The organism is Tamlana crocina, assembly GCA_040429635.1.
Taxonomy (GTDB): domain Bacteria; phylum Bacteroidota; class Bacteroidia; order Flavobacteriales; family Flavobacteriaceae; genus Flavisericum; species Flavisericum crocinum.
Window position 1 is genome coordinate 18023 of sequence record CP158972.1, and the last position, 23716, is coordinate 41738.

16 protein-coding genes, 1 tRNA gene and 2 pseudogenes are annotated in these 23716 nt (G+C 40.3%); 12 read left to right on the forward strand and 7 right to left on the reverse strand.

The window, feature by feature from the left end:
- Window positions 1-116 precede the first annotated feature (116 nt).
- Window positions 117-1930, reverse strand: a pseudogene (locus tag ABI125_00080) (sodium:solute symporter family protein).
- A 66-nt stretch (window positions 1931-1996) separates the two neighbouring features.
- Window positions 1997-2488, reverse strand: a complete 492-nt coding sequence (locus ABI125_00085; protein XCF06278.1) for a DUF3157 family protein — start codon at window positions 2486-2488, stop codon at window positions 1997-1999.
- Window positions 2489-2499: 11 nt separating this feature from the next.
- On the opposite strand from ABI125_00085, the gene ABI125_00090 reads away from it, so the two are divergent.
- From ABI125_00090 to ABI125_00125, 8 genes and pseudogenes are all read left to right on the forward strand, one after another.
- On the forward strand, window positions 2500-3696 hold the full coding sequence (locus ABI125_00090; protein ID XCF06279.1) for a pyridoxal phosphate-dependent aminotransferase family protein: 1197 nt from the start codon (window positions 2500-2502) through the stop codon (window positions 3694-3696).
- 6 nt (window positions 3697-3702) lie between these two features.
- Window positions 3703-4116 (forward strand): DUF2007 domain-containing protein, encoded by a 414-nt coding sequence (locus tag ABI125_00095; protein ID XCF06280.1) that lies wholly within the window; start codon window positions 3703-3705, stop codon window positions 4114-4116.
- A 79-nt stretch (window positions 4117-4195) separates the two neighbouring features.
- Window positions 4196-4810 carry a dethiobiotin synthase gene (bioD, locus tag ABI125_00100; GenBank protein XCF06281.1) on the forward strand — a complete coding sequence of 205 codons (615 nt, stop codon included), beginning with the start codon at window positions 4196-4198 and terminating at the stop codon, window positions 4808-4810.
- 68 nt (window positions 4811-4878) lie between these two features.
- Window positions 4879-6143 (forward strand): annotated as a pseudogene (bioA, locus tag ABI125_00105) (adenosylmethionine--8-amino-7-oxononanoate transaminase).
- Between the two features lie 92 nt (window positions 6144-6235).
- The gene (locus ABI125_00110; GenBank protein XCF06282.1) at window positions 6236-7447 is read left to right on the forward strand and encodes a beta-ketoacyl synthase N-terminal-like domain-containing protein; all 1212 of its coding nucleotides are present in this window, start codon (window positions 6236-6238) and stop codon (window positions 7445-7447) included.
- A 47-nt stretch (window positions 7448-7494) separates the two neighbouring features.
- Window positions 7495-8589, forward strand: coding sequence for a biotin synthase BioB (bioB, locus tag ABI125_00115; GenBank protein ID XCF06283.1), 1095 nt, complete (start codon window positions 7495-7497; stop codon window positions 8587-8589).
- Between the two features lie 281 nt (window positions 8590-8870).
- Complete coding sequence (locus ABI125_00120; GenBank protein XCF06284.1) at window positions 8871-9731, forward strand: cupin-like domain-containing protein; 861 nt, start codon at window positions 8871-8873, stop codon at window positions 9729-9731.
- A gap of 337 nt (window positions 9732-10068) precedes the next feature.
- The gene (locus ABI125_00125; protein ID XCF06285.1) at window positions 10069-10584 is read left to right on the forward strand and encodes a DUF6646 family protein; all 516 of its coding nucleotides are present in this window, start codon (window positions 10069-10071) and stop codon (window positions 10582-10584) included.
- Window positions 10585-10656: 72 nt separating this feature from the next.
- Here the strand turns inward: ABI125_00125 and ABI125_00130 are convergent, their stop codons facing one another.
- The gene (locus tag ABI125_00130) at window positions 10657-11130 is read right to left on the reverse strand and encodes a regulatory protein RecX (GenBank protein XCF06286.1); all 474 of its coding nucleotides are present in this window, start codon (window positions 11128-11130) and stop codon (window positions 10657-10659) included.
- A 103-nt stretch (window positions 11131-11233) separates the two neighbouring features.
- On the opposite strand from ABI125_00130, the gene ABI125_00135 reads away from it, so the two are divergent.
- Entirely contained in the window at window positions 11234-13663 is a 2430-nt protein-coding gene (locus ABI125_00135) for a hypothetical protein (protein XCF06287.1), read from the forward strand.
- A gap of 304 nt (window positions 13664-13967) precedes the next feature.
- On the opposite strand, the gene ABI125_00140 is transcribed toward ABI125_00135, so the two are convergent.
- Entirely contained in the window at window positions 13968-14342 is a 375-nt protein-coding gene (locus ABI125_00140) for an endonuclease domain-containing protein (protein ID XCF06288.1), read from the reverse strand.
- A gap of 151 nt (window positions 14343-14493) precedes the next feature.
- Entirely contained in the window at window positions 14494-17385 is a 2892-nt protein-coding gene (gene polA / locus ABI125_00145) for a DNA polymerase I (protein XCF06289.1), read from the reverse strand.
- A gap of 171 nt (window positions 17386-17556) precedes the next feature.
- Between polA and ABI125_00150 the strand changes: the two genes are divergently transcribed.
- On the forward strand, window positions 17557-18786 hold the full coding sequence (locus tag ABI125_00150) for a metallophosphoesterase (protein ID XCF06290.1): 1230 nt from the start codon (window positions 17557-17559) through the stop codon (window positions 18784-18786).
- 137 nt (window positions 18787-18923) lie between these two features.
- The gene (locus tag ABI125_00155; protein XCF06291.1) at window positions 18924-19220 is read left to right on the forward strand and encodes a thioredoxin family protein; all 297 of its coding nucleotides are present in this window, start codon (window positions 18924-18926) and stop codon (window positions 19218-19220) included.
- Here ABI125_00155 and ABI125_00160 read toward each other — a convergent pair.
- Window positions 19217-19843, reverse strand: a complete 627-nt coding sequence (locus ABI125_00160; GenBank protein ID XCF06292.1) for a polysaccharide deacetylase family protein — start codon at window positions 19841-19843, stop codon at window positions 19217-19219. The genes ABI125_00155 and ABI125_00160 overlap by 4 nt on opposite strands.
- A 51-nt stretch (window positions 19844-19894) precedes the next feature.
- On the reverse strand, window positions 19895-23200 hold the full coding sequence (locus ABI125_00165) for a DUF2723 domain-containing protein (GenBank protein ID XCF06293.1): 3306 nt from the start codon (window positions 23198-23200) through the stop codon (window positions 19895-19897).
- Window positions 23201-23513: 313 nt separating this feature from the next.
- On the opposite strand from ABI125_00165, the gene ABI125_00170 reads away from it, so the two are divergent.
- Window positions 23514-23586, forward strand: a tRNA-Gln gene (locus ABI125_00170).
- Window positions 23587-23716: the final 130 nt, after the last annotated feature.

Consider the following 23716-nt stretch of genomic DNA (forward strand, 5'->3'; position numbering starts at 1 on the left):
TTTTCGATTAGTTTAACGTTAAAAAAAATGGGGTATGTGTTAAAAATCAATCCTTCTTTTTAAAAGGATTGATTTTCAATTTACTTAACAAAACCAGACAAGGATTCTGCAGCAAATTACAGAACTGTACTTTTTACTTCTTTCCAGACTTTAATCAATAATACCGCAGAAATTAGAGCTGTACCGGTAAATATTACAGCAAGATTAAACTCACCATAAATCCAATATCCTGTAGCGAACAAGCAACTATAAATAAGCGCACACCCAAAGAGCATAGCTAGAATGCCCGAAGGCACACTCCAGCCTTCTTTAGTTGTTACTATGGTAATGTTTTCAGTTGCAGCTTCATCAACCACTTTTTTCCATCCTGGCCCACCAGGCTGTATTTTATTAAAAACAACTGTAGCACGTCCTTACTTTCCGGTTGGGTTAAAAAGGTAACGACCAACCACAAAATGGTTGTTACCAATACTATTGATGGAAATTTGGCCCAAGTTGGAAACACACTACTCTCTTCTCCAAAAAAGTATGTTCCCAAGGTTGTAAAATTCAATAAGATTGAAATAATACCCGATGAAAACATAGCTGCTATTTCGCTCCACGCATTGATGCGCCACCAAAACCAGCGTAATATAAAAATGAGTCCTGTTCCAGCTCCAAACATCAAAATAATATCGAACAACTGTAATGCATTCTGAAGTACCAACGCCAGCAATGCACTGCAAACCATTAAAATTACTGTTGAAATTTTACCTACAGCAACCTTCTGTTTTTCGGTAGCATTTTTATTAATCTGCTGAATATAAAAATCGTTAACAATATATGAAGACCCCCAATTTAAATGTGTAGAAATGGTTGACATGTAAGCTGCTGCCAACGATGCCAAAACCACCCCCAATAAACCTGCTGGTAATTTGGTAAGCATAGCAGAATAGGCCAAATCATGCCCCAATTTACTTTCAGTAACATTTGGAAATGCTTGTTGGATACTGGCCACATCGGGATACACCACTAATGAAGCCAAAGCCACAATAATCCATGGCCAAGGACGTAAGGCGTAGTGCATAATATTAAAAAAGAAAGTAGCCCCAATAGCATGATTTTCGTCTTTTGCGGCAAGCATTCGCTGGGCAATATACCCACCACCGCCGGGCTCTGCTCCAGGATACCATGCACTCCACCATTGCACTGCCAAAGGGATAATCAACAAAACAATAAGCGAATTTGTATCGTTAAAATCTGGGAGCAACGAGAGTTTATCAGTTACTTGATTATTTTCAATTAAGGCAGCCATACCACCCACCTCCGGAAGATTAACCAAGTAATATGCCGCACCAACTGAGCCTGTCATCGCCACAAAAAAGAGTAAAAAATCGGTATACACCACACCTTTAAAACCTCCTATGGCACTAAAAACAACCGTTACCAAACCAGCTATAATAACAGTTTGCCAAGGTTCCAACCCCAACATAATACCTCCTATTTTAATAGCTGCTAGAGTTACGGCCGACATCGCCAAAACATTGAACACCACTCCCAAATACACTGCACGGAAACCGCGCAAAAAACGGGCTGGTTTTCCGCCATAGCGCAACTCATAAAACTCGATATCGGTACTCACTTCCGATTTACGCCATAACTTGGCATAAACAAAAACCGTAAGCAAACCGGTAAGCAAAAAAGCCCACCATACCCAGTTTCCGGAAACTCCGTTGGTTCTTACTATATCAGTAACAAGGTTTGGCGTATCGGTAGAAAATGTGGTGGCCACCATAGAGAGTCCCAAAAGCCACCAAGGCATGGAGCGTCCTGACAGAAAATATTCGGATGAATTTTCTCCCGATTTTTTTGACACCCAAAATCCAATAAATAATGTAATTGAAAAAAACAGAACTATTAGTACATAGTCTATTGTATGCAGCTGCACCATAACGTTATTTGTTTGCTTTTGTGAATTGTAAATCTATTAGAATCATAATGAAAATGGTTTCTAACTTTAAAATAGCTTCCCGTTTTCAATAATAACAAAGCCATTGCGCTTGTAAGTTACTTTGGTACCGTTGGCGCAAAACGTATATTTTCCGTTCGATTTACGTTCGGATGCCCACAACAAAATCACCTCATCAACGGTACAATTGTAATCTTTGGCCACTTTCTTTTTTACATCATCAATAGTGGCTCGGCCTTTTTTTAGTTGATTTTGAACCTTACCATTCAATTTTGGTTCTTCAAAATCTGCCGGCACATTACAGCCATCCTCTTCGAGCCCAGCCTCAACAAGTACTTCTTCAGCCTGTTTCGGAGCCTCCAAATCAATATATTCCCAAGTGTAATCAGCTTTCAACAATACACGCCTACCGTCTTCGGTTTTTACAATGTAATTGTTTTGGGCAAAACCCGCGCGTACGATAGAATGGAAAGTAAAAGAACGGCGTATATTTTCATGGTATATCTGTTTTGAATAGAACCAAAAGTACAAATTTTGCATACATTTGCTCTATGGAATTTCCTAAAAAACTTGTGCAAAAATTAGAAAATCGCAAAGAAAACAACGCTTTTCGAGAATTGGGAACGCCGTCTGGTTTAGTGGATTTTTCATCAAACGATTATTTGGGGTTTTCAAAAAACGAAACGATTTTCAATAATGCCCACCAGTTTTTAATTAAAAACCACATAAAACAAAACGGAGCCACGGGGTCGCGCTTGCTTTCCGGAAACCACCAACTTTACGATGTGGTTGAAAGCCTACTTTACCAATTCCACAACAGCGCATCGGCTTTGATTTTCAATTCAGGCTACGACGCCAATATTGGCTTTTTTTCAAGCGTACCGCAACGTGGCGATGTTATTATATATGATGTACTAATCCATGCTTCCATTCGCGATGGCATATCGATGAGCAACGCCAAAGGTTACAAGTTTAAACATAATGATTTGGAGGATTTGGAAAAACTAATTCTTCGTCATTCTGAACCTTCTCACCTTGAGCGGAGTCAAAAGGTTGTTTCAGAATCGCACCATAACATTTACATCGTTACCGAATCGGTATTCTCCATGGATGGCGACACCCCAAACCTCGTTGGGCTTTCAGAATTATGCAAAAAGCACAACGCTTACTTGGTGGTTGACGAGGCCCATGCCATTGGCGTTTTTGGTAAAAACGGCACTGGATTAATACAACAGTTACAACTTGAACACGATATTTTCGCTCGCATCGTCACTTTTGGAAAAGCCATGGGCTGCCACGGCGCCGCCATTTTGGGCAGCAATAGTCTAAAAGCATTTTTGGTGAATTTTTCGCGCTCCTTTATTTATACCACAGCCTTGCCCCCACATAGTTTAGCGACCATTCAATCGGCTTACAACGAATTATCCAAAACCGAAAGTATAAATAAGCTACAAGATAATATTGCGTTTTTTAAATCTGAAATGGTTAAAAACAACCTTAACAACAGCTTTATCGAAAGTCATTCTGCCATACATTGTTGCATCATTCCGGGAAACGAAACGGTGAAACACATCGCCCAACAAATCCAAAAAAGCGGTTTTGATGTAAAGCCTATTTTATCACCTACCGTACCCAAGGGGCAGGAACGGTTGCGGTTTTGTTTACACAGTTACAATTCTAAAAAGGAAATTTCGGAAGTTTTACAGCGACTTTCTATTTTTGTGGTTCAGCATGACGCAACACATTAAGCATCAATGAGCGATACATTTAAAACCATAGCCCGATTTCAATACTCCACCGAAGCCCAAATTGTAAAAGGCCGGCTGGAGGCCGAAGGCATTCAGGTGTTTATGCAGGATAATTTCACCATCGACACCGACCCACTGGTGAGCAACGCCATTGGCGGCGTTAAACTTAAAGTGTTATCGCGACAAGCCTTGGAAGCCCAACATATTTTGGCGTCCATTAAAAAATATTCGGTTGACGATGATGGCAACACCATACAATGCCCTAATTGTAACAGCGAAAACATTGAGCTCTTTTCAACCATAAAAGATGCCAAGTCCTTTTTTGCTTTTATTTTTGGTGTATTATTTTCATCGTTGCCTTTTTACACCAGGCACAAGTACAAATGCGAAAATTGTAACACGGAATTCGATTTAAAATGATTTTTACCACTAATTCACGAATCATTTTCCAATAACTACAAAATAGATTCGTGCATTCGTAGCCTCTTAAAAAAATTCAATGAAAAATAAAACATACTTTATAACAGGAATATCAACCGAGGTGGGCAAAACCGTAGCTTCGGCCATCGTTACCGAAGCCTTGGAAGCCGATTATTGGAAACCCATACAGGCTGGCGATTTAGACCATAGCGACACCCATAAAGTGGAGCGTTTGGTTTCCAATAAAAAATCACAATTTCACCCCAATACCTATGCCCTTAACACGCCTATGAGTCCGCATGCCGCAGCCGAAATTGATGGCATTACCATAGACTTAAAAAATATAAATGCGCCTAAAACCAAAAATCATTTGGTCATAGAAGGCGCAGGTGGCTTACTGGTTCCATTGAACGACAAAGAAACCATTTTAAATATTATCCAACCCGATTTTAAAGTCATCGTGGTATCGCGCCACTATTTGGGCAGCATCAACCATACGCTTTTAACGGTCAATTTATTAAAGGAAAAAGGCTTTGATGTGTCCATTATTTTCAGTGGAAACGAACACAAAACCACCGAATCCATCATCGAAAAAATGACCAATATTCCTATTATCGGAAGGATTGAAGAAGAACCCTATTTTGACCAAAATGTGATAAAGGAATATGCGGAACGATTTAGGGAGAAGCTGTAGCTGTCGGGAAGGAATCCACAAAAAAGATTAACAATTAAAAGATTCCTGCCTTCGCAGAAATAAAAAATATGAATTTACAAGAACGCGACAAAAAACACCTCTGGCATCCGTTAACGCAACACAAATTGCACCCTGAAGCTTTGGCTATTACTAAGGCTAAAGGTTGCACATTGACCGACGAAAACGGCAATAAATATATCGATGCCATCGCCTCATGGTACACCTGTATGTACGGGCACTGCAATGAATACATTACCCATCGGGTGTCCGAACAAATGCAGCAATTGGACCAAGTGGTTTTTAGCGGATTCACCCACAAACCTGCTATAGAACTCAGCGAAGCCCTCATAAACATTCTGCCCAAAAACCAAAACAAAATTTTTTTTAGCGATAACGGCTCCACGTCTGTAGAAATTGGCATTAAAATGGCTCTGCAATATCATTTTAACAACGGCAATAAAAAGAATACTTTAATCGCTTTTGAAGACGGTTTCCACGGCGACACCTTTGGTGCTATGAGCGTTTCGGGACTTTCTGTATACAACGGGCCTTTTGAGGACTTCTTTTTAAAAGTGGAACGCATTCCCGTGCCCAATGGAAAAAATCACGATGACATATTAAACACTTTACGAAATTTGGCATCAACACACCAAGTGGCCGGTTTTGTTTACGAACCCTTGGTACAAGGTGCCGCAGCCATGAAAATGCACAATACCGAAGGACTGAACCAAATTTTAAATTTCTGCACAGACCATAACATCATTACCGTTGCCGACGAAGTGATGACAGGCTTCGGCAAAACCGGGAAACATTTCGCTTCGCTGTACATGGAAACGCCACCCGATGTGATGTGTTTAAGCAAAGCACTAACTGGCGGATTGCTGCCCATGGCACTTACCACATGCTCACAAAAAATCTATGATGCTTTTTATAGCGACAATATTGCCAAAGGGCTGTTCCATGGGCATACCTACTCGGCCAACCCTTTGGCATGTACCGCAGCCTTGGCAAGTATTGAATTATTGCAAACCGAAAACATTCAAGGTAGAATAAAAGAAATTACGGCATCACACGAAAACTTTGAAACCGAATAAAAAATCACCCCAAAGTGAAATCCATCCGGCAAACCGGAATCATTTTCGCCCTCGATTTAGATGTAGAAATGCAACGCTACGGTAACCTCCGCGATAAACTCTTTAAGTTTTTTATGGACAACGGCGTGTTTTTACGCCCCTTGGGCAATACCATTTACATACAAGCCCCTTATGTGATTACCAACCATGAATTGGAAAAAGTGTACCGAGTTATCGAAGAATCTTTATCAATAGTGTAAATTTGCAGGCTAAAATATAAACAGGATTCGCTCACCAAATTTTTGAGATTCCGAATCAGTCCAGAAAACCGTCTGGACAGCATGACAAAACTATGCAAAAACCAATCTCCATAACGGCCATTTCATCCATTTCTCCATTAGGAAAATCTTCTGCGGAAGCTTGGAAAAGTTACAAAAACGAAAACCATTACTTGACTAAAAAATCGGTATTAGGCAAAGACGTTGTTGTGGCCGAAATTCCAAAGGAAGCCAAAGCGGACATTGAAATATTGAGAGAATCGGATTCCAAATACAAATCGTTGGACGACACCGTCCTTTTTGCCATGTACGCCTCACGAGAAGCGGTAAAACAGGCGAACTGGAAACCCTCGGATAATTTTGGAATCAATATCGGTTCGTCTCGCGGTGCCACAGCCCTTTTTGAAAACTATCACGAGTCTTTTTTAAAAAATAACAAAGCCGAAACTTTAAGTTCGCCCACCACAACTTTGGGCAATATTTCGTCGTGGGTAGGTCACGATTTGCAAACCGAAGGCCCCGAAATTAGCCATTCCATCACTTGTTCCACAGCATTGCACAGCTTACTTAATGGCATTGCATGGATTAATTCGGGCATGTGCAATAAATTTTTGGTGGGCGGCAGTGAAGCGCCGCTAACTCCATTTACCATTGCGCAGATGCAGGCTCTGAAAATTTATTCTAAATATGATTTGTCAGGTCGAGCGAAGTCGAGACCTTTCGACTCCGCTCAAGGTAACATTAACCTCTACCCCTGCCGGGCATTAGACTTCAACAAAACCAAAAACACCATGGTTTTGGGCGAAGGCGCTTCCATGGCTTGTTTGGAAGAAGGTGAACAAAGCAACGCCTTGGCATTAATTACGGGCTATGGCTATGCCACCGAAATTTTAAAACACAATATTTCCATTTCGAGCGACGCAAAATGTTTTCAGAAATCGATGAAAATGGCATTGGGCGATAAAAACCCCGAAGACATTGATGTAGTAGTGATGCACGCCCCGGGTACCATTAAAGGCGACACTTCGGAATATAAGGCCATAGAAGCCGTTTTTAACAACCACATGCCTGCAGTAACATCAAACAAATGGAAAATCGGGCATACCTTCGGGGCATCGGGCGCATTAAGCATCGAACTGGCCGTAATGATGTTGCAACACCAAGAATTTATTGGCATTCCGTATTTAGAAAACCAAAAACACCCCAAACAAATTAGAACGGTTTTAGTAAATGCTGTTGGGTTTGGGGGGAATGCCGTGAGCATATTATTGAGCAAAAAGCCGTAGCATAAACATATAATTAGTATTTTTGGCCACAACTAACGAGCAGATTTATGAGCGAGACAAGACACAATTGGACCCAACAAGAAATTCTGGATATTTACAACAAACCGTTAATGGAGTTGCTTTACGAAGCGGCTACCATACACCGTTTGCACCACGACCCTAACACGGTACAAGTAAGCACGCTACTCTCTATAAAAACAGGAGGCTGCCCAGAAGATTGTGGGTATTGTCCGCAAGCCGCTCGTTACCACACCGATATTGAAGGCAACGATTTAATGAGCGTTCAGCAGGTAAAAGCACAGGCATTACGCGCCAAATCCAGCGGAAGCTCAAGGGTTTGTATGGGTGCCGCTTGGCGAAACGTAAAGGATGGCGAAGAATTCGACCAGGTTTTGGAAATGGTTCGCACCATCAACAAACTGGATATGGAAGTGTGCTGCACCTTGGGTATGATTACCGAAAACCAAGCAAAACGTTTGGCCGAGGCCGGTTTGTATGCCTACAACCATAATCTGGATTCTTCGGAAGAATATTACAAAGAAGTAATTTCTACTCGCGGTTTTGAAGACCGTTTAGAAACCATCGATAACGTTCGTAAAACCAATGTTACTGTTTGTAGCGGTGGTATTATTGGCATGGGTGAAAAAGTGGAAGACCGTTCGGGCATGCTCGTGGCGCTTTCCACATTGAATCCGCAACCAGAATCTGTCCCTATCAATGCTCTAGTCGCTGTTGACGGCACGCCGTTGGAAGACCAAGAGCCCGTTTCCATTTGGGACATGGTGCGTATGGTAGCTACCACCCGTATCGTGATGCCCGAAACCCAAGTACGTTTAAGTGCTGGGCGTACGCAAATGACACGCGAAGGCCAAGCCATGTGTTTCTTTGCCGGAGCGAATTCTATTTTTGCAGGCGATAAATTACTGACCACCCCCAACCCCGATGTAAATGAAGACATGGAAATGTTCAAACTGCTGGGCTTAAACCCACAAAAGCCATTTACCAAAAAAGTACAGCCACAAACGGTTGAAGCTCAAGATTCGCAATACGAAGCTTTGGGTGAAAAACCAAAATGGAGCAGGCCAGAACATACCATTGAGCGCAACGAGGCAGCAAAGGCGAAAGCTAAAGCTACAAAGTAGTATTTGTTGAAATAGTTCTAAAGTCAAACAGACTACCATACTTTAACAAGGCCCAACACAGGTTGCTGCGATCGTAATTGTAATGACGTTATATAAGAAACGCCCACACAAAAAACGCACGTCAATTACGAGGGACGGGAAAAGTAATCTTTTCATTTGAACTAAAGAGTAAAAGATTCCCACGCTACGCTCGGAATAACTGTCCTTATAAAACCTGTAACGTTATACTATTTCAAATCACGTAACGTTTTCTTAACTTTGGCGCACTAAATTTTTAAGCATTGGCATTAAACTTACAGGACATTCCGAGGGTAAAAACCATTACCAAATCGGATTTTTTAAAACACTACTTTAATCCGCAGAAACCTGTGGTTATCGAGCGTTTTATTGAAGACTGGCCAGCTTATTCCAAATGGAACTTAGACTACATCAAACAAATTGGCGGCGACATTACCATTCCGCTTTACGACGATAGGCCTGTAGATTACCGCGATGGTTTTAACGAACCGCACGCCAAAATGAAACTGGCCGATTACATCGATTTGCTGAAACGCGAGCCCACAAAATTCCGCATCTTTTTATGGAATGCCCTAAAGGAAATTCCGCAGTTACAAAACGATTTTTCGTTTCCAGACTTTGGGCTGCGGCTTATGAAAGGCATCCCTATGCTCTTTTTCGGCGGACGGGATTCTTACACTTTTATGCACTATGATATTGATTTGGCCAATATTTTCCATTTTCATTTTGAAGGCAAAAAACAAATCATTCTGTTCGACCAAAAGCAGAATAAGTACCTGTATAAAATTCCGCATTCGCTCATTACCCGAGAGGATATCGATTTTAACAATCCCGATTTTGAAAAGTGGCCCATGCTCAAAAAAGCCAAAGGCTACCAAACCGAACTGAACCATGGCGAGATTTTGTACATGCCCGAAGGCTATTGGCATTACATGCGCTACATCACCCCCGGTTTTTCCATGAGCCTGCGCGCCATTGCCCGAAACCCAAAAAACTTCGGTCAGGCCATTTACAACATATTAATTATGCGCAACTACGACAACCTGATGCGACGCATTAAAAAGCAAAAATGGATTGACTGGAAAAACGAACAGGCCATAAAAAACACCCATAAGAATTTGTAGTTTTTAACCCTTTGGCATGACCTTGAAATTCGTCATTTCGAGTGAATTTCACGAAGGAAGGAGTGAAATTTGCACTTCGGCTCCGCTCAGTAGAGCTATCGAGAAAAAGAATTTTTATCTAAAAAAAAGTTCTCTCCCTATAACTATAGGGAACGATTTTTTTAAGCTCCGCTTAGGTATCTTCAATCAAAATATATTTTGATTTCAATAATCTCAAAATCACTCGAACTAACGGTTGAACCAAATTCTATTTTCAAAATATACAACATGTAGTTTTTGTACGTCGTTTATATAAAACTTGCATATATTTGCCCACTCAAATTTTAAATTAGGATACATGAAAAGATTCATTTTTTTAATCGCAGTATTAAGCGTTTCATTAGTTAACTCACAAGCCTTTACCGGTGCAAACGACAATAAATTTCAAGTGGGCGCCAACTTTCAAAACAATGGCACAGGCCTTAACATAAGTTACGATTTTGGTATTGGCGAAAATATTTCTGTCGGTATATCGTCCACCTACCTTTTGGGCATCCATGAAAACCTAAAAAACAATGCAGATGACGATTTAAACGCCGATTTCGATAACCGTTTTGATGTACGTGCCCGTTTTAACGCCAACTTGGGCAATGTGATAAATGTAGATGAAAACTTTGATGTGTACCCCGGTTTAAGCCTCGGCCTTAAAAACTTTGGCGGACACCTTGGTGCGCGTTACTTTTTTACAGATGGTTTTGGTATTTATACCGAACTTAACGTGCCATTGGCCAAATATAAAACCGAAAACCTAACAGCTCCCGAAAAATTGCACAACCAGTTTAGCATTAATTTGGGTACGGTTTTTAATCTATAAGAAATTACATTCAAAATTATTGAAAGCGGATAGCCCATTGGTTTTATCCGCTTTTTTTATGGGCATAAAACACTACTGAATCAATTCAGAAGCTTTTTCATACACCAAATGCGATTCCCAGCCTCTATACAACAGATAATCGATTAATTTTTTGCGTTTCTTAAAAACGTTGCTCTCTTTTATGGAATTGGCTTTTTTTTCGGCTAAACCATGGAAAACCTCGATGTACTCCGCATCCGAAATTTCTGCAAGTGCCTCATTTATATTAATTTTGCTTAGGCCCTTTTGCTTAAGCACATAAGCCATTCGGCCGCGCCCCCATTTCTTAATTCTAAACTTACCGCTTACAAATGTTTTGGCGTAACGCGACTCGTTAAGATAGTTATGCTCTAACAAATGGACCACAATCACATCGATGGCTTCGGGTATCATGTGCATGGCCACCAGTTTTTGCCGCACTTCTTGATGGCAGCGTTCTTGGTACGCGCAGTAGTGCTCCATTTTTTGGGTAGCTTCCTGTACCGTATATGTTTTTTTGGTTTGCATAACAAGCCAAAAATAACAATTGTATTGAACAAAAAACAACATATATAAAACCAAATCTATCGTATAAGGCTTTGCCTAAATAAAGATTTTAAACTTAACGGTTATGAAAAACATTACTCTTATTCTTGTTGCCCTATTTACTTTTAATTTTGTGGGGGGGCAGACCACTTTAGCTGAAGGCGATATTGCTATAACAGGTGTTATAGCAGACAACCCGGATGAATTTTCTTTTGTATTACTTACCGACATACTTGCTGGAACTGAAATTCATTTCACAGATTGCGGTTGGTTTGCGACAGGCGGATTTAGAAATTACAATAGTTCCAATGGAAGAATTGGAGAAGGAATTGTCAATTGGACCGCCACAACTGATTTATCGTGCGGTACAGAAATAATTATTACTGATACCGGTTCAAATACTCATTCAGCGACAAGTGGGGCTGCTTTAGAAGTTTCTGACACGGGTTTTAATCTTGCTAGTGCAGGAGATCAAATAATAGCTTTTCAAGGAACGACTGAATCCCCCGTTTTTTTGTTTGCTGTTCATTTTGGAAATGATGTCGGTTGGACTGATGTAACAGGAACTAATGACAGCGCTGTTCCAGCAGGCTTAACTGAAGGAGTAAATGCCGTTAATTTGGGTAATTTTGACAACAGTAACTACCAATGTACAGTTACAAGCAACCAAACATTAATTTTAGAAGCCGTTGCCACTGTAAATGCTACCAATTGGTATCAAACCAATTCTAATTCGGCAGTTAACCGACCTACTCTTGGCGGTTGTTCTTATACCTGCGACGCCCCCGCAACATGTTTATCTACTGCAACATGGAATGGATCTTGGGTCGGCACTCCAGATTTAACAACTGAAGTTACAATATCCGCTCCCTATAACACAGGCGTTGATGGTAGTTTTCAAGCATGCTCTTTAACCGTAGATTCTGGTGCGACCCTTACCGTTAACAACGGCACATATATTGAAGTTGAAAACGATGTTACTGTTGACGATGCAAGCTTTATCAATGTTGAAAGCTCTGGTAACTTTGTTCAAAACGACAGCAACGGTACGTTCAACCTATTAGGCACAGGGCTTGGAAGAGTGATAAAGCAAACACCTCCAAAAGCCGCTTGGTACTATTATACGTATTGGAGCTCACCAGTAACTAATGAAACCATTGCTGACGCATTCCCGAATGTTGATGGCGACCGTCGTTTTTGGTTTAACGCAGCTAATTTTAACGATGGCAACGGCGATGATATTGACGACAATAATAACGACTGGGACTATGCTTTGGGTGGAACAACAATGATTCCCGGAGTCGGCTATGCGTCAACAGAACCGAGATTTCACTTTCCTGGAGGAACTGGAACAGCCACTTTTGAAGGCGAATTTAATACTAGAGATATTGATGTAAACATTGATTTAGACCCACTCAACCCCGGTATAAAATGGAATTTTATTGGCAACCCTTACCCATCAGCTATTGATTTTGTGGCCTTCCATGCTGCAAATTCTTCGGTACTTGAAGGTGTGGCCTATTTTTGGTCGCAGTCTACCCCTCCGGATAGATCAAACCCCGGAAACCAAGAATTAAACTTTAGCAATAACGATTATGCAACTTTTACAGTTGGAACAGGTGGTGTAGCAGGTGGTGTAGCTTCCGAAATACCGACAGGTTACGTGGCCTCTGCTCAAGGTTTTTTCATTCCTGCCATAACGCCAGGAACGGCAACATTTACCAACGCCATGCGAATAGCGAATGGAACAAGTAACACTCAATTTTTCAAAGGAGGCAATAAATCGAAAAGAACCAATGCCCGAAACCCTTTAGAAAACAGGTTGTGGGTAAACCTAACTTCGGATAACGGCGTGTTTAATCAAATATTGGTTGGTTATGTTGACCATGCCTCCAATGAAAACGATGGACTCATGTACGATGCACCAAAGTTACTTACACCAGACCTCTCAACGGTATTTTATTCTTTGATGGATGATGATGCAACAAAATACGTTATTCAAGGAAAAGAGATAAATAGCATTAACGAAGATGAAACCATCCAACTTGGTTTTAAAACCAAAATCAACGTAGCCACACTTTACACCCTATCGATTGCAAAAATGGAGGGCGACTTTTTAAACAGCCATTCGGTGTTTGTAAAAGACAACTTATTGAATAAAGTACACGACTTAACGGTTTGCGATTATACCTTTACTTCCGAAACGGGCGAATTCAATAACCGTTTTGAAATTGTATTTAAAGCCGACGCGCTTTCAACCGCCAATGCTTTGGTAAACCCAAGCCAATTAAAAATCGTAGAACTTGAAAACGACAACGTACAGTTTACCGCTCCCAACGGATTAGGTATTAAAACCGTATCGTTGTTCGATTTGTTTGGTCGCCAGCTTTACCAATTTAACGGTCAAAACGATAGCGAAGTGTTTAACCTATCTAACTTAAACAGTACAGTGTTTGTGGCTAAGGTTGTGCTTTCCAATGGCACGGTTATTAGCAAAAAGGCGATAAAAAAGTAAACTTTTCAAGACCTGATAGATTTTAAAAATCTATTAGGTCTTGTTTTATTAAACACAACTAATTCTCACGTTACTCCTCAGAACTGTAAGGATTAAATAACTCGATGAATGTTTTTAAACCTGTAGTTTGCCAATTAGAGCGTTTTTAAGTGGGTTGGTAGTAGATTAACAACTCCACATCTCTGTGGCTCCCCTTAAGGGGCAATTGCTGTGTGTTCTAACTACACCTTGCTTTTAAAATAAGGATTCCTATGGTTTCGTATCTGACGCTTTTAGGTTATGAGTGGTGTCCCTTGAGGGGACTTTAGGGGTGTTTTTCAGTCAATTCTTTTACGGTTTCTTCAATAACCAACAGAACACTAAACATATTATTTTTGACCTCGTCGTTGGTAAACCTTAAAAACTTTACACCATAGGCTTCTAATTCGGCTTGTCGTTTTGCATCATACAAAAAGGAATGGTCATGACTTTTTCCATCAATTTCTATGGCCAAGCCGATTTCGTGGCAATAAAAATCGGCAATGTAGTTTAACATAGGAACTTGTCGATGAAACTGAACACCAAACGCACGTTGTTTAATCTTTTGCCATAATAACACTTCTGGTAAGGTGCTATTTTTTCTTAACTGCCTTGCTAGTAGTTTTAACTTTGGGTTGTATGGAATTATTTTGTTTCTCATTTTTTACTGACACCCCTGTAGTCCCCTCTAGGGGACATTTTAGCTTGTTTGCGAATATTTTTTCTGTAAATATTTCAAACAATAGAATTTTTAAGGCAATTGATTTTTCAAGTCTGAGTAGTGTCCCCTGGACGGATAGGAATGTTAAAACCTAATGCGCCTCCAACCAATCATTACCAGTCCCTAAATCAACATCCAACGGAACAGCAAGTTTATAGGCGTTTTCCATTTCGGTCTTTACTAGGCTTTTAATGGTGTCGAGTTCGGGTTTGTAAACATCAAAAACCAATTCGTCATGTACTTGCAGTAACATTTTAGTTTTAAAATCGCCTTCATTCAATTTTTGGTGAATAGCAATCATGGCCAGTTTAATAATATCGGCAGCACTCCCTTGAATGGGGGCATTTACGGCGTTGCGTTCGGCAGCACCGCGCACCACGGCGTTTCTGGAATTGATGTCCTTTAAATACCTACGACGGCCCAAAACCGTTTGCACATAACCATTATCGCGGGCAAAATCCACTTGGGTGCTGATGTATTTTTTAAGTTTAGGATAGGTTTCGTAATAGGTGTCGATTAATTCTTTGGCCTCGCTTCGCGATAAATCCGTTTGGTTGCTTAGACCGAAAGCGGAAACCCCATAAATAATTCCGAAGTTTACCGTTTTGGCATTGCTACGCTGCTCGCGCGTTACTTCGGCAATAGGCACATTAAACACTTTTGAAGCTGTGGAAGCATGAATATCTTCGCCGTTTTTGAAAGCCTCAATCATGGTTTCTTCTTCACTTAAAGCGGCTATGATGCGAAGTTCAATCTGGCTATAATCGGCAGCCAACAGAATATAATCTTCATTTCTTGGCACAAAGGCTTTCCGCACTTGTCGGCCACGTTCGGTACGGATGGGGATGTTCTGTAAGTTGGGGTTGTTGCTACTTAAACGTCCCGTAGCGGCAACCGTTTGCATGTAGTCAGTGTGTACGCGTCCCGTTGATGGATCTACCTGCAAAGGGAGTGCGTCCACGTAGGTGCTCTTTAATTTTGAAAGCCCCCTGAAATCCAAAATTTGCTGAATGATGTCGTGGTCTTTGGCCAAGTAGCTTAAAATATCCTCGGATGTGGCGTATTGTCCTGTTTTTGTTTTTTTTGGTTTATCCACCAATTTCATTTTTTCAAACAAAATGATGCCTAACTGCTTTGGGGAAGCAATGTTGAATTCTTCACCAGCAGCTTCATAAATGCTTTTTTCAAGACTGGCAATGTCGTTATTCAATTGCTCCGAAAGGGAGTTTAAAAAGTCTTTATCTAAATTGATGCCCTCCAATTCCATAGCGGCCAAGACGCGCAGCAACGGAATTTCAATATCATCAAACAAGGTTTGCGTATTGGCCTCGCCCAATTCATTTTGAAAATGTTCTTTGAGCTGAAGGGTGATATCGGCATCCTCAACGGCATATTCGGTTTGTTGTTCCAAAGGCACCTCGCGCATCGATAGCTGATTTTTACCTTTTTTTCCAATAAGGGTTTCAATGGAAATGGGCGTGTAGTTCAAATAGGTTTCGGCCAGCACATCCATATTGTGGCGCATATCGGGGTTGATGAGGTAATGAGCCAACATGGTGTCGAATAGTTTGCCTTTTACTTCGATGTTATATTTTGCCAAAACCTTGATGTCGTATTTTAAATTCTGACCGATTTTTTCGATGTTTTCGCTCTCAAAAAACGGACGCAATTGCTCAATCAATTCTTGGGCTTCATCCCTGTTTTCGGAGAATGGCACATAAAAGCCTTTGCCTGTTTCCCACGAAAAAGCAATGCCCACCAGTTCGGCCTGCAAGGGGTCAATGCTCGTGGTTTCGGTATCAAAACAAACCGAGGTTTGGTTCATTAAATTTTTAATGAACAGTTTTGTGGCCATGCCTGATGCTACACTTTGGTAGAAATGTGAGGTGGTTTCGGCAGTTTTACGAGCGTATTCGGAAGTAGCTTCTGAAGTTTTAGCCTCGCCGTCATTACCAAAAAGCGAAAACTGACCAGCCCCCGCAGTCCCCTTTTGTCCTGCGGACATTTTCCCCGAAGGGGAAACTTGTTTTGAAGATGAAGGAGACTTCTCGACTCCGCTCGAAGTGACATCAGTTACATTAGAAGCTAAATCTTCTTCGGGAGCAAAGGTTTTTAGAAAATTTTCGGTAAGCCTTCTAAATTCCAACTCCTGAAAAATGTTTTTTACGGCCTCAACATCGGGGTCGCACATTTCAAAATCTTTTTCGTCGAATTCCACAGGAACATCCAGCATGATGCGAGCCAATTTTTTCGATAGTAGTCCTAATTCTTGGTTGGCTTCTACTTTTTCTTTCATTTTACCTTTTAGCTCGTGGAGGTTTTCGAACAAACCTTCCATACTTCCATAAGCCTTAATGAATTTTTTGGCCGTTTTTTCACCAACACCCGGCAACCCTGGGATATTATCGGAAGAGTCGCCCATCATACCCAAAAAGTCAATCACTTGTTCGGGGCGTTCCACCTCAAATTTTTTCTGCACTTCGGCAATGCCCCAAGTTTCGTAGCCTCCCCCAAACGATTTGGGGCGATACATAAAAATATTTTCAGAAACCAATTGGGCAAAATCCTTATCGGGCGTTACCATAAAGGTTTGGTAGCCCTGTTTTTCGGCTTGTTTGGAGAGGGTGCCAATAACGTCGTCGGCCTCAAAACCTTCTTTCACCATAATGGGAATGTGCATGGCTTTTAAAATCTCCTGAATGTAGGGTACGGCCACTTTAATGGCTTCGGGGGTTTCGTCTCGGTTAGCCTTGTATTCTTCGAACATTTCCACACGGTCGGCACTTCCGCCTTTATCAAAACACACCGCCAAATGGTCGGGGCGCTCGCGCTTAATTACATCCAAAAGCGAATTCATAAATCCCATAATGGCCGAGGTATCGATACCTTTCGAATTGATTCGCGGATTTTTTATAAAAGCATAATAGCCACGGAAAATTAATGCATAGGCATCGACCAAAAAAAGACGTTTTTGTGCTGACATGGATTGTGTTTTGATAGAAAACCAAAACTACGAAAAGTTATGTTGAAAATGGCATTTATAGTTTAGTGTATTTATAAAGGGCTATGCTTAAAAATCTTAACAATTAGTTAAATAAAATCAAGGATTCCCTATTCATGGCCAATAGCCTTATCTTTGATTAAAAAAGCACCCATGCTACGTTGGATATTATTCATTCTCTTTTATGCCTTTATCGTATTTTACGGGTTTCAGGCTATTAAAACCATCACCAAAAGCGTTTGGTTGCAGTACCTGTTTATCGCCATGGCGGTGATTATTGCAGGTAATTTTATTGTCCAGTTTACGGTGTATTCCGAAGGTAGGGTGCTCAATCCGGCCAAAAGTTATGCCTTTGGGTTTTTATTGGCGTTTATATCTCTGGGATTGGTGCTGATACCTTTGCTTTTGGGAGAAGATATCGTTAGGGTTATTTACGGACTTTACGAGAAATTGGTAACCAAAAAAGAGGGTTTTTATATGCCTTCACGAAGAAAATTCATCAGTCAAATTGCATTGGGTGCTGCAGCCATTCCGTTTGCTTCGTTGTTATACGGTATGTATAAAGGAAAGTATCGATTTCGGGTGCTGAACTATACCCTGAATTTTGAAGATTTGCCAGATGCTTTTGACGGCTACCGAATTGCCCAAATAAGCGATATACATTCCGGGAGTTTTGACAATCGAAAAAAAATAGAATACGGTATCAATTTGATTAACGAACAAAATGTAGATGCCTTATTTTTTACGGGCGATATGGTGAACAATAAATCTTCTGAAATGTTGCCTTGGAAGGATTTGTTTGGAACCTTAAAAGCTAAGGATGGTGTGTTTTCGGTTTTGGGTAACCACGATTATGGCGATTATGTAAATTGGCCATCAAAGGAAGCAAAGGCTCAAAATTTAGACGATTTAAAGCAGTTGCAAAAAGATATGGGTTTCAATCTTTTGTTGAATGAAAGCCAATATGTTGAACGAAACGGACAAAAAATAGCTATTGTGGGTGTTGAAAATTGGGGGCGCGGCGGATTTAAAAAGGCGGGCGATCTAAAAAAAGCCACACAAAATATTGATACCAACGATTTTAAAATATTGCTGAGTCACGACCCTTCGCATTGGGAAGATGAGGTGATAAAAGATAATATGCACTATCATTTAACCTTAAGTGGGCACACTCACGGCATGCAGTTTGGTATCGAAATTCCGGGATGGGTAAAATGGAGCCCGGCCAAATGGCGCTACAAATATTGGGCGGGCATTTATAAAGAAATGGGGCAATACATAAATGTAAACCGTGGTTTTGGATATTTAGGCTATCCAGGGCGTGTTGGTATTTGGCCAGAAATAACGGTTATTGAGTTGAAAAAAGGTCTAAGCCAAGCATAATTGCCCAGAAATGCTATATTTATCTTAAATTTTTCTATTTTTATAAATACAACGGTTACTCTACTAAATGATGTTATTAAAGTACATCAAATTTATGTAGGTTTGTAAAAATGCATTTGATTAATAAACCACAGTGTATGTCTAAATTCGGTGAACTTATTGATGTTAATATTCCAGTTTTGTTCGATTTTCATTCTGAATTGGACGAAAAAACAAGCGAGATGCATCTGGCCCTAAGAGATGTTGCAGCAGCTTTGGGCGATAAAGCCAAAGTTATAAAAATAGAGGTTGAAAAAAACCGGGAGCTGGCCGAAGCTTTGCGTGTTAAAACCTTGCCAACCCTAATTATCTACAAAAATGGCGAGATGAAATGGCGCCAAAGTGGTGAGCAGGATGCCGCTACGTTAATTACCATTGTCCAGGAGTATCTTTAAATTCCCAAACTCTTAAATACAAAGCCTTTTCCACTAAAGTAATCCAATACTTTTGGTAAGGTATATTGCATGTTTTTTGAAGCTTTTACACTATCGTGAAACACAATAATACTCCCTTCTACAGCTTTAGTGGTTACATTTTTTAAACAGGTTTCAGGTGAAATGTTTTTATCCCAATCGAAGGAAAGCACATCCCACATGATGATTTTATAACCGCTTTCAATTAGATTTTTGCCTTGTTTCAGAGTAATTTGCCCGTATGGTGGCCGGAACAGATTCGTTGTTAACGATTGGCGATTGACGATTGACGATTGAGGGGCTTGCGCTTTGAATACTTTTTCACATTGCTTAATATTCTCTAAATAGTCCCAGGTTTTGGTTTTCCAGCCCTTAATATGGTTATGGGTGTGGTTGCCAACAGCATGACCTTCTTTAATGATATTTTGAAAAATATCGGGATGCTTTTCAATATTATTGCCAATACAGAAAAACGTCGCTTTAGCTTGGTATTGTTTTAACGTTGCCAAAGTCCAATTCGTAATTTCGGGTGTTGGGCCATCATCAAAAGTTAAATAGATAACCTTTTCATTTGTTGGAATATCCCAAACGTAATTCGGGAACATTTTTTTGGCGACCCGAGGCGTTTTTATGGGGATAAAATCCATAGTCTGAAATTAACTTGCGCTATCTGTTTCTATAGGTAAACCGCTATCAACAGGTAAATCCCTATTTTGTGGTTCTGGCTCATCACCACCGTAAAAATGTTTGAAAGACCTTAAATAATTATTAAAGATATTGCCTTCTTCTTCAGCAAACTCGGCGTCATGTTGAATCAATACATCTATCAACGCTTTATATCGGCTGATGTCTGTATAGATTTCTTCAAACAAACGCTCTTGATTTTTGGTTTTAAGGCTGCTATAATACGATAGGTTTTCCTGATATTTTTGAGCTACTTGTTTGAACAGTGTTCGGGCTTTCTCTTTGTTGCCCACTTCATAATAAGCCTTAATGTAAGGCTCCAGCAAAGTGTAAAATCCAAAATATTCCACAGGCATGTTTTCCATGGCGATATCTGCAATTTCTTCGGCTTTGTCAAATTTACGTTCGTTAATCAACTGCTGAATCAATCGGGCTAAATTACCTCGGTACGTTATGGAGTTTTTGCGGGTTTCAGGGTCGTGGTAAATATCTGGACTGCCACTGTTGCCCCAATCCCATTGCTTTACTTTTTCATACATTAAATCGCTGTCCACGCGTCCCATATCAAACGGATTGGCGCGATCAACAGGTGTTTTTATAGGGACTAGTTTGTAGCACAGTCCGTCGAGCTGTAAATAGTCCTTCATCCAGATATAATCGTCATCACCAAAACTTCCGCCGGTAAAATAAATGGGGCGTTTCCATTCGTTATTGGCAACAATATCTAGCATGAGTAAGCGGTTTTTGTAAAGCGCTCCACCTTTTATGGTAATATCGATATATGGTACAATGTCATTCGCATTTTCAGGCTTAACAATACCCGAGTTCAATACGTTTTCTTTATTTACCGGAATACGCAAATGCGGAGTTGGCAAATACGTGGCATTAAGGTCTTGAGAACGCACTTGCGAAATATCGATACCGCGTTGCTGCAATACAAATTTGTACTTTGTTTTTGGGTTGTCGCTGCCCACAAAATCCAAAAATTGTTTTACAGGCAAGGTATCCTGAATAACCTGTTGGATTACAATATAATCGTTAGTACCATACTTGTATAAATCGTGAGTAAGCTGCGACGGAATCGGGTCGCTTTCGTAAGCTTTGCGTTTCATTTGGTCGATGTACCAATCGGTTTGGAACAAGCTGGTGTTCACTACCCTAACGTCGGTACGGTAGCCTTCAATTTCTTGGGCGTACCATAATGCAAAGGTGTCGTTGTCGCCAATGGTAAACAAAATGGCGTTTTCAGCACACGAATCGAGGTATTTATGAGCCATCGATCTAGCGGTATATTTATCCGATCGGTCATGGTCATCCCAGTTATTGGCTACCAAAATACCCGGAACCAAAATCAAGCAAACCACTGTAATTATTGGAGCTGCCAGTTTTTTTGGAATATAATTTTTTAAAGTGTCGTAAAGGCCGTAAACCCCAAACCCGACCCAAAGAGCAAATACATAAAAAGAGCCCACTACCGAGTAATCGCGTTCGCGAGGTTCAAACGGACGAACATTGGTGTAAACCTGAATGGCGATGCCCGTAAACAGGAAAAATACCAACATCACCCAAAACAGTTTTTTGTCTTTGTTGAATAAAAAGAAAAAGCCGAGCAACCCTAAAATAAGGGGAAGTAAATAATAGGTGTTTCGAGCCTTGTTGTTTTTTACATCGCTAGGAAGGTTGTCTTGCGATAGTCCCAAATGCCATTCGTCCAGTGGTTTTATGCCAGAAATCCAGTTGCCATGGTTATCGTACCTGCCTTGAATATCGTCTTGGCGCCCAGCAAAATTCCACATAAAATAACGCCAGTACATGTAGCCCAATTGGTATTCGAATAAATAACGGATATTGCTGGCCAACGAGGGTTTTTCAATATCAATATACTCTTTAAATTGCTTTAAAAAATTATGGTAATCTTCATAATCAATGTTGCCCTGGTTAACATCCTTTCTAAAGTTATTAACCGCTGTACGCAACTGGTTTTCCATTTGGTATTCTGGTTTTAACTTAAAATCCAGAAACCCAGAAAACATCATGTAATTTTCAGCGTGTTCGGTGCTCCACATGCGCGGAAGAATAGAGGCGTGCTTGGAATTGTAATTTTGTTTGGCATTTTTATAGTCGTTCACTACAACATATTTGCCTTTTTCTTCGTCTTTTTCGTATTTCGGTTTATCGTCTATATACGGATTGTTTTCATCTAAATAAGCATACTGGTCGGTGAACTGAGGCCCGTAAAACAAGTGCGTTTCGGGGTACTGCTCCAAGTTGTAATACGCCAAAAGTTCTCTGGCACTAGAAGGGTTATTTTCATTAATAACCACATTGGCATTGGCACGGATGGGCAGCATAAGCCACGATGAAAACCCAACAATAATAAAGGCAATACACAAAATGGCCGTGTTGAGGTGCACATAACCTTTTTTGCGGGTTAATCGTAGTCCGTAATTGATTAAAAGCACCAATAAAATACCAGCGATAATGGAGCCCGAATTAAAAGGAAGGCCAATGGTGTTTACAAAAAAGATTTCGGTAGCACTAAAAATTTTAAGGATGTTGGGAGCCAACAGTTTAAAAACGAACAATAAAATACCCACCGAAACAGCGTTGGCAATAATGAAGTTTTTAACCGTTATGGTTTTATAATTTTTGAAGTAATAAATGAGTCCGATAGCAGGAATGGTAAGTAATCCCATAAAGTGAACACCAAACGACAGCCCAATGATAAAGGCTATTAAAATAAGCCAGCGGTTGCCTCGGGGTTTATCCATATCTTGTTCCCAACGCAATCCGAGCCAAAACAGAACGGCCATAATTAATGTGGCCATGGCATATACTTCGGTTTCAACGGCATTAAACCAAAAGGAATCGGTAAAGGTAAATGCCAAACTCCCAACTAAACCACTGCCTAAAATAGCCATGGCTTTGTTTTGTGACATCTCGTTTTTGCCAACCACTATTTTTTTAAGAAGTAGGGTGATGGTCCAAAACATAAACAGTATGGTAAAAGCACTGGCAACGGCACTCATCATGTTCATCATCCAGCCCACCAATTCGGTATTTCCGAAGGTGAAAATGGAAAAAAAAGCCCCCAACATTTGAAATAGCGGTGCTCCTGGCGGGTGGCCCACTTGCAATTTTGCGGAGGTTAAAATGTATTCGCCGGCATCCCAAAAACTTACCGTAGGTTCAACCGTTAAACTATATGTGATAAGAGCTATTAAAAAAGAGAACCAACCTAAAAGCGTGTTCCATTTTTTAAAGTTGAAATGTGCCATGAATATCCTTGTTTATTTGCAAGGCGAATTTAACAATAAATACGTTACCGCAAATGTTTTTAAGTAAACGTTAAGTTTTAGAACCTGTTTAGGAATTTGTCAACTGTTTTCTTACGCCTCTTTTTGCGCGTTTCTTCGTTACAATTTTTAACCGTAGCTACGGCTATGCTTAAAAATTCCGCCTCGAACTTCATCAAAAATAGTCCATAACAATTCCAATCACAAATTCCTAAACAGATTCTAACGAATATTTTTTTCAAAAAATACTTGTACAAATAAAACTTTGTACTAAATTTGCACCCTCAAATGGCATTGGCCTATGGTGTAACTGGCAACACGTCTGGTTTTGGTCCAGAAGAGTCTAGGTTCGAGCCCTAGTAGGCCAACAAATTTTCAAGAAGTCTTTACAATAAAATGTAAAGACTTTTTTGTTTTAATAAACATCGGATAGACGATGTTTACATTTTCTTAATGTTATTAAACTTTAGATTGCAATTTTTTAAAGTTTATTCCCAT